Consider the following 14,070-nt stretch of genomic DNA (forward strand, 5'->3'; position numbering starts at 1 on the left):
GCAAGCGGGCAGTACGCCCGCGGCGAGTGTCACGGCTGACGGCGTGCATTTACTGGGCACGGACGGGCCGGGCAGTGTGCTGCTGAGCTGTCACAATGAGCGAACCTCGCGTTTTCGCTATACCCCGTACGGGCAGCAGGCGGCTGCGGACAGTGACCCGGATTTACCGGGCTATAACGGGGAGCGGCAGGACCCGGCCGGAGGCGGGTATCATCTGGGCAACGGCTACCGGACTTATAACCCGGTACTGATGCGGTTTACGGCGCCGGACAGCCTCAGCCCGTTCGGGGCCGGGGGACTGAACCCGTATGCCTATTGTCTGGGGGATCCGATCAACCGGACCGATCCGAGCGGGCACATAAGTGTGGGCAGTATTCTGGGAATAGCGTTAGGTCTGTTTGGAATGGCAGCGGAGTTGGCGGCGGTCATTCCGACCGGCGGGGCATCCCTGACGCTGAGTGGGGCGATTTTGGCCGGGGTTGGTTTTTTAGGGGCGGCGACCGGGCTTGCCAGTGCCGCGACAGAGGACAGTAATCCGCAGGCGTCTGCTGTTTTGGGCTGGATTTCAATGGGATGCGGGGCGGCCAGTCTGGGTAGTTTGGCACTTGGTAAAATGGTTCGGGGCATGCGGCAAGCTAGCTTGAGTCATATGCTGACGGAAGAGACTGCAGAGATAGCAGAAAGGCCAGAGAGGATTGCTGTAAGCGGACCCCCTTCTCCGAGAATAGAACACGTTCAATTACTAGGACGTGTGGCTCAAGAAGATTTGAGTGAAGAAAGACAAAGTGCTGTTTACGTATCTACGAGCGCTTATTTTGCTCTGGCAGTACGAATGGGAGATGTTCAGGAAATCATAAGTCCTGTAGGTAGTAATTTTCATACATTGCAACTTACTCTTCCTGCGGCTGACGCTGGCTTTTTTTCTGCTTTAGACGGGCTGGGTTTTGATACAACTCAAGAAGTAAGTAGAATAAATAATCTGGTAGATGTGGGTGGGAGTATTGGAGCGGTAGATATTGGAATTGATACAATATACCATTTGTATACACCTATCATAAATGTAAATAGTCGTAATGGTACTGAATTTATTAATGCGTTTCGGTATGACTTACAAGCCCGTAGTCAGATATATAGTGCTAGAGATATCCAAGAGATACAGCGTGCGTGGGCAGCAAACGGATTTTCTTATACTTTTGACAATCTTTTATGGCGAAATCTTCGATATAATTATCCTAATATATTTTATAGGGAACTACAGATAGCAGAAAGAGAGGGCATAGACCATAGAATTCTAGATATACATCAAATTTATCGGAGGTATTTTTTTAGCTGAAAACACTGATAAATGATTATAGATGATTATCTTAATACTACTGCCAAGTGTTTTTTGTATTAGTCGTTGTTATCGGTTTATTAAAAATTTTCATGTTCTGAAAGATCCATAGAACTAAAATCAATATTCAAGGGCTTTTAATGATTTAATTGGAGGTTTTATATGATTGATTTTAAAGATGACGATAAATATTCATCTTGGAATGGGATTTCTGATTTAAAAATTGGTTTTCGTCAACTAAGTAATAGTGAAAATATATTTTCCAATGGAAGGCATAGGATATTGATTGATGTTCATATAACACCAAAGGATAAAAATGATATGAATATGTCAATACCAAATAAGATACTATCTAAAAACACTTGGCTCATTGACTATAATACAGGTGAAAAATTGTCCTTTGACGTTTCTGAAAATGATGATTTTACATGGGGATATACAGATGAGCCTAATGAATTTACTGCTATTATTATTCCCAGTAGTGTTTATTTAATGAATTCAAGGGAGCAGGCTTCAAATTCAATAAAGAAATCAAATTTTATAAATACATTAACTTATTATGTATACTGCGCACCAACAGAGAGTAATCACATTAAACAAATAGGCGTGTTGGTACAGGCTCCAGACGGTGAGCATTCTATCTCATATGGCGGAGATTTTGATGGTGTATCTGCATTTTTACAATTAACTGCGATTAGTGAAATATTTTATGATATGTCCCATATAAAAATGGATAGTAAAATCATTACTACCCACTATGGTGAGCCTGGTTGGATACAAGAGAACACATATGTGTCTATCAGTCCAAATGATCAGTATGGAAAACGTCATATTATGAAATTAGAATATGATGGTGGAAAGATTGATTCTATTCACCAACTTTATTCTGAAGATGAATATCATACAGTTTATTATGCCCATTTCCTTTGGTCATTGGGAAAAGAAAAGACTGTTTCCATAGGGAATGCTATATGGTTTAATCTACCAGTTAATTTTCCTATAGATATAACAGTTCGGCAGAAGGTTGGCTTCCTTTGCTTTACTGTTATATTGGTAGATGATTCAACTTTTCCTGAGGTAAAGGATTATTGGTATCCTGAGTTCTATATTACTATTTATGATCAGTACGGGAATAAAGGTCGTTTTTTAATCGTGCCAAATAATAAGAATGATGAAGAAAAAGAAAAAATCCATCTTGTTGATAGTTAAATAATTTGGTCATAAAGAACATGGTTTTGGAAATGTATATTAACTAAAATGGCAATCGGGTATTCTAGGGGGCTACAGTTATATGGCTCCTAGATGAAATGTGGTGAAATCTACATTATATATTTTTTATAATAGTAACATGTCTTCTCAAGTAGAGAGATATCCTTTATTTTAAATAATAAAAGATAACTTGAGATAAGATGGTTATAAATTATTTATGATTTTGATAAATCGATTCTTTACATTATTTATTTAAAAATCATTGATGAAAAAGATCAGTTGTATATGAATGTTATTCATTGAGATGCGAGTAAAAATACCGTAGAGTCATGCTAATTTTATGAAGGCCTGTCGTTAATAACTTCTCCCTATATAAAGACTACTTTGTTATTACCTCATCAGGAGATAAATCATGGCTGCTACACACAATGGTATTCACTACTATGATGTATCAACCCGTTATGCGCGTATTTCAGTATCGGATTCTGGCGGTAACGGGTTACCTGTTTTGTTTATACATGGCAATTCAAGTAGTAAAGAAATATTTTGCCATCAAGTAGAGTACTTTAAAAAGAATTATCGGGTTTTGGCTCTTGATTTACCGGGGCACGGGGCATCTTCCAATGCCAGTGAGCCCCGTAAGGCATATTCAATGCCTGCCTATGCCCATACTGTTATTGAAGTACTGGAAAAGATCGGCATAAACAGAGTTGTTGTTTTCGGCTGGTCATTAGGCGGGCATATCGGACTGGAGATGCTGGCTTTGTTTCCCAAAATGATTGGGTTGATGATTTGTGGTACACCACCTGTAGCCGCCGGTAAAGATAATGTCGCACTTGGTTTTCGTCAGAGCGAACATATGGGGCTTGCAGGTAAGGCTGATTTTACTGAAGAGGATGTGAAAAATTATGCCTATGAGACAGTAGGTATTAATGCGCCTCATGATCAGTTTATTATTGATGCGGTGGCGAGAACGGATGGTTTATCACGCCAGTATATGTTTGAAGCCTTTACTTCTCCACAGGCAACAGATCAACGATTATTGGCTGAAACAAGCAAAATACCTTTGGCTATCGTCAATGGGAGCGGAGATCCGTTCATTAATGCGCAGTATATCGAAGGCCTGAATTACCAAAATCTTTGGCAGGAGCAGGTTATTAGTTTAGCGGGTGTGGATCATGCCCCGTTTTGGGAGGCTCCAACCCGATTTAATCCTATACTTGCTGATTTTCTTTGTGATTTTTAATCATTCGTTTAATGAGTGGCTGGGAATTACCTGCATTATTTATCTGGATATATCCATGTAAGTGCCCAGCCTCAGATCAGCCAGATATATGAGGCTTTTTATTGTTTTGTGATTTCCATCACTTGAACAATTCTTTAATATTTCTTACTAATTTTCGACAAAATATATCGTTTAATATTGTCATAAATTTTCTAGCTTATTGAATATCCCAATTATAAATATTTGGTTAAAAATTATTAAAAGAAATTATGTTTTGTTTTTATGTGAAAAATAAGTATTTTTTCCACACTTTTCCCAAAAAATAAACTTTTAATCAGGATCACAGTTTCGGTTGTTTTCCTTTGCTGTAATGTTTTCGTGTTATTAATACCAATGCTTAATCATTTTCTCCCGTCATTTTTGCTTATCACTTTTTACTCAACATACTGATTATTCAAGTCCATAAGCGCCGTGTAGTGCAGTAGTAGGGATTAAGAATGACACTAAAAATTAGTCTATTTAAGGTATTGGAGACATGAAACATTATGCAATCGCTATTACAGCTTATCCATCGACATAAATCGGGTGAATCAGTCGGCATTTACTCTATTTGTTCCGCTCATCCCTGGGTACTGGAAAGTGCACTCCGGTTCGCTAGAGAACGGGGAACTCACGTATTGATTGAAGCCACATCCAATCAGGTTAACCAGTTTGGTGGCTATACCGGAATGAAGCCCGCTGATTTTCGTAATAGAGTTTGGGAGATCGCAGATTTAATCGGTTTTCCGAGAGAAAAAATATGGCTGGGAGGAGATCATCTGGGGCCTAACGCCTGGCAGGATCAACCTGCTGAAGAAGCGATGACACTTGCAGAAACCCTTATTTATGATTACGTCGCTGCTGGCTTTCGTAAAATTCATCTCGATTGCTCCATGTCCTGCGCCGACGATCCTGTCCCATTGACTGACGATATTGTGGCTAAACGGGCAGCCCGTCTTTGTCTGGCTGCTGAACAAAGCTGGCAGATCAATGGCGGTGAAAAACCGGTTTATGTGATTGGTACAGAAGTTCCGGTACCGGGAGGAACGACGGAAGACGTTGTGGATGAAATGCAGGTGACGACCCCTGTTTCTGCGGCATCTACACTGAAAATTCATCGGGCAGAATGGGTGAAAGCACATCTGGCACACGTTTGGCCGCGAGTCATTGCATTGGTTGTGCAGCCGGGTGTTGAGTTCGGTAATCACCAAATTGAACATTATCAACCGGAAAAAGCGTATTCGCTCAGTCAGTATATCGCGACACAACCGAATATTGTTTATGAAGCTCATTCAACGGATTACCAGACACCACAAACTTATCGCAATTTGGTTCGTGATCACTTTGCCATTCTAAAAGTGGGTCCGGCACTGACCTTTGCCTTGCGGGAAGGGCTGTTTGCCCTTGATAAGCTGGATCGCGAATGGAATGGAGAATCAGAGGCTGTTCATTTAAGTGAAACACTGGAGCAGGTTATGTGCAATCAGCCGGAATATTGGCGTTCGTACTATAAAGGCAATGCTCATGAACAGTATCTTGATCGCCAATATAGTTTAAGTGATCGCATCCGCTACTACTGGGCCAATTCTGAAGTTGAATCTGCTGTTGAAAAGTTGCTCTCTAACCTGCGGCGCAGGCCGCTCCCTCTTTCCATGATAAGCCAGTACTTGCCTGAACAGGCCAAAGCCATTAATGCTGGTAGTCTTGCTTATGATGATCCCAAACTATGGGTTATGGATAAAATCCGACAGATACTGAGGGATTACGCAGAGGCTTGTGAAGCAGGAGGGATTGCATTATGACGGCTTTTTTCCCTCATTCATCTCAGTGGTTGACTGAACATCAGGCTCATCATACAGCGGAAGAGATCCAGCATCAGCCCAGATTGTGGCGTACTCTGTATCATGAACTGCAACACAGTCGGCCGTACTGGCAACCTTTTCTCCAGCAGTTGCTCATAAAACCGGATTTACAGATTATTTTGTGTGGAGCAGGGTCTTCGGCCTTTGTGGGGAAGGCGATTGCTCCCTATCTGCGTAAAATCTGGTGGTCTGAGGCAAAATTGGGTGGCGGAAATAAATGCGGGCCTGATATTCAGGCCGTTGCTTCCACAGACATTGTCCCTGCTCCTCTGCAATATCTGGTTACGACTAAACCCACTTTACTGGTTTCTTATGCCCGTTCCGGTAATAGTCCTGAAAGTATTGCTGTCATTCAACTGGCTGATTCTCTCCTGACTGATTGCCACCATCTGATCCTGACTTGTAATCCGGAAGGGGAACTGGCTCGTTATGCTGAGAGCAGAAAACATGTTTGTTCGTTAATTATGCCGGAAGGGGCCAACGATCGTAGCTTTGCCATGACTTCAAGTTTCAGCTGTATGGCGTTGGCAACGCTGTTACTTCTGGGTGAGCGGACTGTTGATATGGCAAAGCAAAAAGATGCTCTGGAAAGAGTAGCTGAGCTGTGTGAAACACAGGCATCTGGCTGGCAACCGCTGCTCCAGCGAATTATCGGGCTGGGATTCAAGCGAATGATTGCGCTGGGCACTGCCGGTTTTGCGGGTATTGCTGAAGAAGGTGCGCTCAAAATGCTGGAATTAACCGCAGGCCGGATAGCAACACGTTATGACTCTTGCATGGGAGTACGGCACGGGCCGAAGTTTATGATTGATCATGATACGCTAGTGGTTGTTATGCTCTCCGCTGATCCCCATTGCCGCCATTATGATATCGATTTGCTCAATGAACTCAGACGCGATGGTCTGGCAAAACAAATCATCGTCCTAACCAGTCAGCCTCATCCTGAATCTCTGGAAATTCTTGCCGACTTACCGGATAGCTGGCTTATTTTTCCGTATTTACTTTTTTTTCAGCTACTGGGTTTTGAAACCTCACTGGCGCTTGGCCTTTCTCCCGATAACCCATGCCCGACAGGTGAAGTTAACCGAGTAGTAAAAGGCGTTCAGATTTATCCCTATACCCGATCAGACTATACCTAATCAGAATAGTAAAAGGAGTTCTCATGTCTACCCCAAATATCCTATTAACCCGTATCGATAATCGCTTGATACACGGGCAGGTTGGCGTTACCTGGGCAAATTCTCTGGGTGCCAATCTGGTTGTGGTGGCGAATGACGAAGCGGCAAATGATCTTGTTCAGCAGTCTCTTATGGACATGGTGATGTCTGATGGTGTCCAGACTCGCTATTTTACTCTGCAAAAAACGATTGATGTTATTCATAACGCTGCGGAACGGCAGAAAATTTTCATCGTTTGTAAAACACCGCAGGATGTACTGACGCTCGTAAAAGGTAATGTTCCAATCCATTTTGTAAATATCGGGAATATGCATTTTTCAGAAGGAAAAAAGCAGATCCATAAAACAGTTGCTGTTGATAAAGGAGATATTGAGACTTTTATCGAACTACAAAAAAGGGGTATTCCCTGTGAAATCCGTCGAGTACCGGATGAATCGGGTGAAGATATCGCTAATCTTCTGAACTGAGGGGAGTGAATATGTTTGTTGACGCACTTTTGATCTCAATACTGGCAGGCATAGCAGGGATTGATTTATTCAACGGATTGACACATATCCACCGCCCGGTTGTTATCGGGCCGTTGGTCGGACTGATTTTAGGGGATATCCAGACTGGGTTATTAGTTGGTGGCGCGTTAGAACTTGTCTGGATGGGAATGGTGCCGCTGGCTGGAGCCCAACCTCCCAATGTCGTGATTGGCGGGATAATCGGGACGACTTTTGCCATTCTCACACAGGCAGACCCTAAAGTTGCGGTGGGTATTGCAGTGCCTTTTGCTATCGCTGTGCAGGGCAGTATCACACTGCTGTTTACCGTTTATTCACCGATGATGCACAAATGTGATCAGATGGCAAAAAAACGCAACTGGCGCGGGATAGAATGGGTTAACTATTTTGGTCTCATTATCCTGTTCTGCTTCTATTTTATTGTTGCCTTCCTGCCTATCTACTTTGGTGCAGATACTGCCAGAGCCGTTGTACAACAAGCACCAAAATGGCTGCTTGATGGTCTTTCTGTTGCGGGTGGCATGATGCCGGCTATTGGTTTTGCATTGTTAATGAAAGTCATGATGAAAAAAACCTATGTGGCTTATTTCATTCTGGGTTTTATTTCAGTCACTTTCCTGCAATTACCGATCATTGCTGTCGCGCTGGGTGCACTCGCAATTGCTTTAATCGATTTTTTCAATCGTACTCGTGACGATAATGGGAATCCGCAAGGTACATCATCACAGTCAAATTCCGCAGAGGAGATGCAAGATGGCATTTAATAAATTGGATAAGGCAGAGTCTGAAAAAAGTCGCAAGCATGGAAAGGGTATCGCTCAGGATAGCAACTCGGCAGATCGTGATGATTATATCGATATGACACCGGCAGAAGATTTAACTAAACGTGAAATCAACGTTATGGCCCTGCGTTCTTTGTTGTTACAGGCTTCTTTCAATTATGAACGTATGCAGGCCGGAGGCTGGCTCTACACGCTTATCCCGTCGTTGCGTAAGATCCACAAAAATCCTGACGATTTGACTAGCTCGATGAAAATGCACATGGAATTTCTCAATGTCCATCCGTTTGATGTGACTTTCCTGTCTGGTCTGGTGTTGGCGATGGAGCGCAGTAAAGAGAAAATTTCCACTATCCGCGCGGTAAAAGTTGCCCTGATGGGGCCATTAGGCGGGATAGGTGACGCGCTGTTTTGGTTAACATTATTGCCAATCTGTGCGGGTATCGGGGCTTCATTAGCGTTACAGGGCAGTATTCTGGGGCCCATTCTGTTCCTTCTGATGTTCAATATTGTGCATTTTGCGCTGCGTTTTGGTCTGGCGCATTACGGTTATCACACCGGCACCAAAGCGATAACCATGCTAAAAGTTCATACAAAAAACATTTCTCATGCTGCTTCGATTGTCGGTATGACGGTTATTGGCGCGCTTGTGGCTTCTTATGTCCATCTTTCGACACCTTTTGTTATGAAGGCTGGTGAGGCAAAAATCGCATTGCAGACCGACGTTCTCGATAAGCTGATGCCGAATTTGTTGCCTCTCACCTTTACTTTGCTGGTTTATTGGCTGATGAAACGCGGTTTCTCGCCAGTAAAACTTATCGGTATCACAGCCGTATTTGGGGTTGTTGGTAAATTGGTGGGATTTTTATAAGGAAAAAACATGCTGGGTATTGTAATCACAGGACACGGATTGTTTGCCAGTGGTCTGCTACAGGCGGTGGTGCAGATTATTGGTAAACAGTCGTCATGCATTGCCATTGATTTTCCCGATGGTATGACCACAGAGCAACTGTCTCAGGAATTATATACCGCCAGAGAGGCGTGTGATTCGGGAAAAGGGGGGATTTTCCTGACAGATTTGTTAGGCGGTTCTCCTTTTCGTCAGGCGGCTCAACTGGCTTTAATTCACCCTCAGTGGCAGGTTATTACGGGTACGAATATGCAACTCGCTGTTGAAATGATGATGGTACGTGATGAGATGAATGCGGTTGAGTTTCGTGATATGGCACTGGAATGTGGGCATCGCGGGCTGACTAGTCTGTGGCACCAGCAGCAACAGCAACAACAAGTAAAACAACAGGTATTATCTGATGACACAGATGGTATCTGAGGAGTCCGTATGTTTTTAATCTCTAACAGTAAAATGTTGAAAAAAGCCCAGCGGGAAGGTTATGCCGTTCCGGCATTCAACGTCCATAATCTGGAAACGGTGCAGGTTGTGGTTGAAACAGCGGCAAAAATGGAGTCTCCGGTCATTCTGGCCGGAACTCCGAGTACCTTCACTTATGCAGGTCTTGAATACATGGTTTCTATCTGCAAAGAAGCCGCGAAAATCAATAAACTCCCGCTGGCACTACATCTTGATCATCATGAAGATATCAATGATATTCGTCACAAAGTAGAAACAGGGATCCGTTCAGTTATGATAGATGGTTCTCATTTCCCTTTCGAAAAAAATATATCTACGGTGGCTGAAGTTGTACGTTTATGTCAGCGTTTTGATGCCAGTGTAGAAGCCGAGCTGGGAAGGCTGGGAGGGCAGGAAGATGATTTGACAGTTGACAGTAAAGACAGTTTTTATACCGACCCATTAGCCGCGAAAGAATTTGTTGAACGAACCGGAATAGATTCATTGGCAGTGGCCATTGGCTCTGCTCACGGGCTTTATCACGGCGAACCTCATCTGGATTTCTCGCGTCTGGAAGAAATTCATCGCCATGTAGAGGTTCCATTGGTTTTACATGGGGCATCCGGCATACCAGAGGAGATGATCCATAAATCAATTGCACTGGGTATTTGTAAAGTCAATGTCGCAACAGATTTAAAAATTGCTTTTGCTGATGCGGTAAAAGCCTATTTCGCTCAGTATCCTGATGCTAATGATCCGAGAAAATATATTACACCGGGTAAAATTGCGATGCAGAAAGTAGTAGAGAAGAAAATTACTATTTGTGGTAGTGCAGGGAGGGTATAGATTTCATAGCGAATGAATTGGACTGATATGCACTTCGTCTTTCAGGTTGCCTCTTTGTTGGCTGCGCTCGTTTACCCCAGTCACCGTTTTTATCTACATACGGTTATCTAAGCACCTAGGGATGAACTCCCTTACCACTGTGATGTAGCCAGAAATCCATAGGATATATGTTAAGCTCTTGATCGATGTCACAAAAATAGTGAAAACCATAAGTTAGTTACTACTAGATATGATAACCATATGAAAGTACTTTGGTTATCTAAAGGTATTCAAAATGAAAAAATGGTTAGCGATCGCAAGCTCAGTGCTTATTCTTTCTGGTTGTAAGGTTGATGTTGAAACGAAAGTGAATACGGATGATCTTACCTCGGTTGAACATAAACTGGTTAAGGGCAACATCGATATTGAAGTCTCATCCTGTAATGATTACGAAGACTCGCGCAAAGAATCAAAAAATGTCATTGAATTAAAAAAGAAAATACCCACTATTTTTAAAAATGCCGAGTATGTAGAGTGTTATCGTAAGAAATTTGATTCCTATGCACATTTCACTATTCCTGTTGCTGTAGGAGTATCACCAGAAAATGGTCTGAGTCATGATGCAGATGTCTTTATCCTTTCTCACCAAAAAACCTATGCGGGTGCGCTGATCCCCAAAGATGTGCTTGATAGAATCAAAAAGGCACAAAAAGATATGATGGGAAAACTCGATATCAGAATGACTATTATTCTGGAAAGAGGATCCAAACCCGTACCAACACTGGTTAGTCTTGGTACTTATTTGACAAGCGCGAAAAATAAAGATTACCCGGTTGTTGCAAGTGGAATTAACCTAGCGAAGGAAATGAAATTCAGATTATCAGATGTTTCCAACTCAGCTTTATCTACGGGCGAACTTGTTCCTTTTCTTGTCACGCCTGACTATTTTGATTTCTTACAGGCAGCTAAAAAATAACTGTCCATGCCTTGAACTAAAATAATTATTTTCAATAATGAGGCCGCAGAAATGCGGCTTCAGTCTATTAATTTTTTGATGATTTATGACTTCCACTAAATATAATATAAATAAAAAATAGAGATTATTTCTTTATTCACTAAATTCTATAAATTATAGTTTCATTTTTTATGATGTAATAATGTTATATTACTCGTGAGTTAATTTAATTTAATTAAATTGTTATTTTTTATTTGGTTATATACTATTCGGATTGCTAAATCTATATTAATATCGTGAAAGAATAGTTTATGTGGTGTATATTTAAAATTCAGCCCGGTAATAATTATCGAGCATTACTACTTTCCTTCCTTGTAATGATCACTATTCTGAGTGAAAATAACTTCATACTATAGTCAAACGTTATGATTTTTATATTAAAATCATGGTGGATTTTTAATTTATATCATGTGATTTATTGTTATTTTTATAATTAGAGATATTAAAATGAAGCGCATTCCTGAGCCTTTTCGTATTAAAATGGTAGAAAATATCCGCATGACAACACGTGCAGAACGTGAAATTGCGCTGGAAGCGGCGGGGTATAATCCGTTCATGCTGCCTTCTGATATGGTGTATATCGACCTATTGACTGACTCTGGCACTGGCTCCATGAGTAATCAGCAATGGGCTGGTATGATGATGGGAGATGAGGCTTATGCCGGATCTCGTAGTTATTATCATCTGGTGGATAAAGTTAGAGAATTAATTGGATATGAGTATACGGTTCCTACCCATCAGGGCCGTGGCGCTGAGCAGATTTTATTTCCTGCCTTGATCGAAAGGAAAAAATTAAAAGGCGGGGCGCAAAATCCGGTATTTATTTCTAACTTTCATTTTGATACTACGATGGCCCATGTGGAATTAAATCATGCGAAGGCTATCAATGTTGTTACAGATAAGGCTTTTGATACCGACAGTTATTATGACTGGAAGGGTGATTTTGATATTGATTTACTTCAACACACAATCAAAGAACAGGGTGAAAATAATGTAGTCGCCATCATAGTCACGATAACTTGTAATAGTACAGGTGGTCAGCCGGTTTCTCTTGCTAATATGAAAACTGTGTATGAGATCTCGAAACAGTATGATATTCCGGTGGTCATTGATTCTGCCCGTTTTTGCGAAAATGCCTGGTTTATTAAGCAGCGGGAAAAAGGTTACGAAGACAAATCAATTAAAGATATCGTCAGGGAGATGTATCAATATGGCGATATGTTGACGATGTCGGCAAAAAAAGATCCCATGGTGAATATCGGTGGCCTTTGCTCTGTTCGTGATAATGAAGATCTATTTAATGAGGTAAAAATCCGCTGTATTCCGAATGAAGGGTTCGTGACTTATGGTGGGCTTGCCGGGCGTGATATGGAAGCACTGGCGATTGGGCTTGAAGAAGGTATGGATGAGAATTTTTTGTCTTATCGCATTCATCAGGTGACTTATTTAGGTGAACAGCTAAGAAAGGCGGGTATTCCTATTCAATATCCGGTTGGTGGGCATGCTGTCTTTGTGGATGCAAAACTATTTTTACCGCATATTCCAAGCGAGCAATTTCCGGCTCAGGCATTGAATAACGCGCTATATCTGGAAGCGGGTATCAGAAGTGTAGAAATTGGTTCTTTGCTACTCGGGCGAGACCCAGATACCGGTAAACAAAAAGAATCACCGATGGAATTGATGAGGCTGGCCATTCCTCGCCGTGTTTATACCAATGATCATATGGATTATGTCGTTGAAGCCTTTATCGAATTAAAACAGTGTGCTGCTGATATTCGCGGATTAACATTTACTTATGAGCCGCCAGTGTTACGCCACTTTATGGCTAAATTAAAGCCGATTGCTGATAGTTAAGTCATATATTGGGCTTTAATACACTCTCAAGTTGCTTATGCTGCAACTTGAGAAGGACTTTAGTAACTACACGAAGTTAATGATATATTTTCTGAAAAATCAATAATATTAAAACCAAAACTTTTTGTTGTTTTAACGGTATCTGTACCGGATAGCCACTGGAATGAAACCGCAGGTGCAACACTGATTGTTATATCATTCTGATGCCAGATACGCGAAGTGTGAGCATGACCACAACCAATAAATTTCACCTTATGTTTTTTACATAATGTTAATAAATCTGCGGCATTTTCCAGCATACAACTGTCTACAATAGGTGTACCAACCGGAATAGTGTGGTGATGCATAAATACCGCAGTATTAAATTTCTTGTTTAAAATAATTCTTTTTTCTAATTCAGCAAGGTTATTTTGTGTAATAAAGCCATAATCCTCACCTTTAACGACAGTATCAACATAAGTAATGAACCAATTTTTATCATTATACTCACCGGAAGTGATGTTATATTTTGGTTTTATCTCTGTAATGACGGTATCAATATTATTTTTCAGGTCATGATTTCCGGCTATTGTAATATAGGGAGTCTGACATGAATCCATTCTTTTGAAGAAATATCGGTAAGCATCGATATCACCATCATTTGTTATATCACCGGAAACAATGATTAAATCTATTTCAGTAACTCTCTTTATGCGGCATATTTCCTCACAGATAGTATCAAAATTGTCATACAGATTTACATTAAATAATTGATGTTCTCTGCTCTGTGTCAGGTGGATATCGGTTATCTGAATGGCTTTCATTTTTTATTACCTCCCAAAAATAGACGGATTATATGATATTTTTTAATCGTCTACATCAGCAGATTCTGATTTGTTATTCTTATAGAGACCTCAT

At 41.3% G+C, this 14,070-nt stretch carries 13 protein-coding genes; 12 read left to right on the forward strand and 1 reads right to left on the reverse strand.

Going from position 1 to position 14,070, the window contains the following annotated elements; genetic code table 11:
• The 12 genes from Xsto_RS08260 to tnaA form a co-directional block, all read left to right on the forward strand.
• Positions 1-1,333 (forward strand): RHS repeat-associated core domain-containing protein (locus tag Xsto_RS08260; RefSeq protein ID WP_280176243.1); only part of this gene is annotated, 1,333 nt, incomplete at its 5' end.
• A gap of 162 nt (positions 1,334-1,495) precedes the next feature.
• Entirely contained in the window at positions 1,496-2,542 is a 1,047-nt protein-coding gene (locus tag Xsto_RS08265) for a hypothetical protein (RefSeq protein WP_099124741.1), read from the forward strand.
• A gap of 412 nt (positions 2,543-2,954) precedes the next feature.
• Complete coding sequence (locus tag Xsto_RS08270; protein ID WP_099124742.1) at positions 2,955-3,788, forward strand: alpha/beta fold hydrolase; 834 nt, start codon at positions 2,955-2,957, stop codon at positions 3,786-3,788.
• A gap of 524 nt (positions 3,789-4,312) precedes the next feature.
• Complete coding sequence (locus Xsto_RS08275; RefSeq protein ID WP_099124743.1) at positions 4,313-5,608, forward strand: D-tagatose-bisphosphate aldolase, class II, non-catalytic subunit; 1,296 nt, start codon at positions 4,313-4,315, stop codon at positions 5,606-5,608.
• Complete coding sequence (locus Xsto_RS08280) at positions 5,605-6,807, forward strand: AgaS family sugar isomerase (protein ID WP_099124744.1); 1,203 nt, start codon at positions 5,605-5,607, stop codon at positions 6,805-6,807. The genes Xsto_RS08275 and Xsto_RS08280 overlap by 4 nt, the downstream gene beginning before the upstream one ends.
• 23 nt (positions 6,808-6,830) lie before the next feature.
• Positions 6,831-7,313 (forward strand): PTS N-acetylgalactosamine transporter subunit IIB, encoded by a 483-nt coding sequence (gene agaV / locus Xsto_RS08285; RefSeq protein ID WP_099110836.1) that lies wholly within the window; start codon positions 6,831-6,833, stop codon positions 7,311-7,313.
• Between the two features lie 11 nt (positions 7,314-7,324).
• On the forward strand, positions 7,325-8,116 hold the full coding sequence (gene agaW / locus Xsto_RS08290; protein ID WP_099124745.1) for a PTS N-acetylgalactosamine transporter subunit IIC: 792 nt from the start codon (positions 7,325-7,327) through the stop codon (positions 8,114-8,116).
• Entirely contained in the window at positions 8,106-9,002 is an 897-nt protein-coding gene (locus Xsto_RS08295; RefSeq protein WP_099124746.1) for a PTS system mannose/fructose/sorbose family transporter subunit IID, read from the forward strand. The genes agaW and Xsto_RS08295 overlap by 11 nt, the downstream gene beginning before the upstream one ends.
• Before the next feature lie 9 nt (positions 9,003-9,011).
• Positions 9,012-9,461, forward strand: coding sequence for a PTS galactosamine/N-acetylgalactosamine transporter subunit IIA (agaF, locus tag Xsto_RS08300; RefSeq protein WP_099110839.1), 450 nt, complete (start codon positions 9,012-9,014; stop codon positions 9,459-9,461).
• Positions 9,462-9,470: 9 nt separating this feature from the next.
• Positions 9,471-10,325, forward strand: coding sequence for a tagatose bisphosphate family class II aldolase (locus tag Xsto_RS08305; RefSeq protein ID WP_099124747.1), 855 nt, complete (start codon positions 9,471-9,473; stop codon positions 10,323-10,325).
• Positions 10,326-10,599: 274 nt separating this feature from the next.
• The gene (locus Xsto_RS08310; RefSeq protein ID WP_099124748.1) at positions 10,600-11,280 is read left to right on the forward strand and encodes a DUF7424 family protein; all 681 of its coding nucleotides are present in this window, start codon (positions 10,600-10,602) and stop codon (positions 11,278-11,280) included.
• Between the two features lie 486 nt (positions 11,281-11,766).
• Positions 11,767-13,173: a tryptophanase gene (tnaA, locus tag Xsto_RS08315; protein WP_099124749.1), complete on the forward strand. Its 1,407-nt coding sequence runs from the start codon at positions 11,767-11,769 to the stop codon at positions 13,171-13,173.
• A gap of 59 nt (positions 13,174-13,232) precedes the next feature.
• On the opposite strand, the gene Xsto_RS08320 is transcribed toward tnaA, so the two are convergent.
• Positions 13,233-13,976 carry a metallophosphoesterase family protein gene (locus tag Xsto_RS08320; RefSeq protein WP_099124750.1) on the reverse strand — a complete coding sequence of 248 codons (744 nt, stop codon included), beginning with the start codon at positions 13,974-13,976 and terminating at the stop codon, positions 13,233-13,235.
• Positions 13,977-14,070 lie beyond the last annotated feature (94 nt).

The sequence above is a fragment of the Xenorhabdus stockiae genome, from assembly GCF_002632825.1.
In the GTDB taxonomy this organism is placed as follows: domain Bacteria; phylum Pseudomonadota; class Gammaproteobacteria; order Enterobacterales; family Enterobacteriaceae; genus Xenorhabdus; species Xenorhabdus stockiae.

What these genes read in the sequence shown, in the direction of transcription:
- Xsto_RS08265 (WP_099124741.1), top strand. Translation starts at nt 1,496, where the DNA reads ATGATTGATTTTAAAGATGACGATAAATATTCATCTTGGAATGGGATT.
- Xsto_RS08270 (WP_099124742.1), top strand. Translation starts at nt 2,955, where the DNA reads ATGGCTGCTACACACAATGGTATTCACTACTATGATGTATCAACCCGT.
- Xsto_RS08275 (WP_099124743.1), top strand. Translation starts at nt 4,313, where the DNA reads ATGCAATCGCTATTACAGCTTATCCATCGACATAAATCGGGTGAATCA.
- Xsto_RS08280 (WP_099124744.1), top strand. Translation starts at nt 5,605, where the DNA reads ATGACGGCTTTTTTCCCTCATTCATCTCAGTGGTTGACTGAACATCAG.
- agaV (WP_099110836.1), top strand. Translation starts at nt 6,831, where the DNA reads ATGTCTACCCCAAATATCCTATTAACCCGTATCGATAATCGCTTGATA.
- agaW (WP_099124745.1), top strand. Translation starts at nt 7,325, where the DNA reads ATGTTTGTTGACGCACTTTTGATCTCAATACTGGCAGGCATAGCAGGG.
- Xsto_RS08295 (WP_099124746.1), top strand. Translation starts at nt 8,106, where the DNA reads ATGGCATTTAATAAATTGGATAAGGCAGAGTCTGAAAAAAGTCGCAAG.
- agaF (WP_099110839.1), top strand. Translation starts at nt 9,012, where the DNA reads ATGCTGGGTATTGTAATCACAGGACACGGATTGTTTGCCAGTGGTCTG.
- Xsto_RS08305 (WP_099124747.1), top strand. Translation starts at nt 9,471, where the DNA reads ATGTTTTTAATCTCTAACAGTAAAATGTTGAAAAAAGCCCAGCGGGAA.
- Xsto_RS08310 (WP_099124748.1), top strand. Translation starts at nt 10,600, where the DNA reads ATGAAAAAATGGTTAGCGATCGCAAGCTCAGTGCTTATTCTTTCTGGT.
- tnaA (WP_099124749.1), top strand. Translation starts at nt 11,767, where the DNA reads ATGAAGCGCATTCCTGAGCCTTTTCGTATTAAAATGGTAGAAAATATC.
- Xsto_RS08320 (WP_099124750.1), bottom strand. Translation starts at nt 13,976, where the DNA reads ATGAAAGCCATTCAGATAACCGATATCCACCTGACACAGAGCAGAGAA.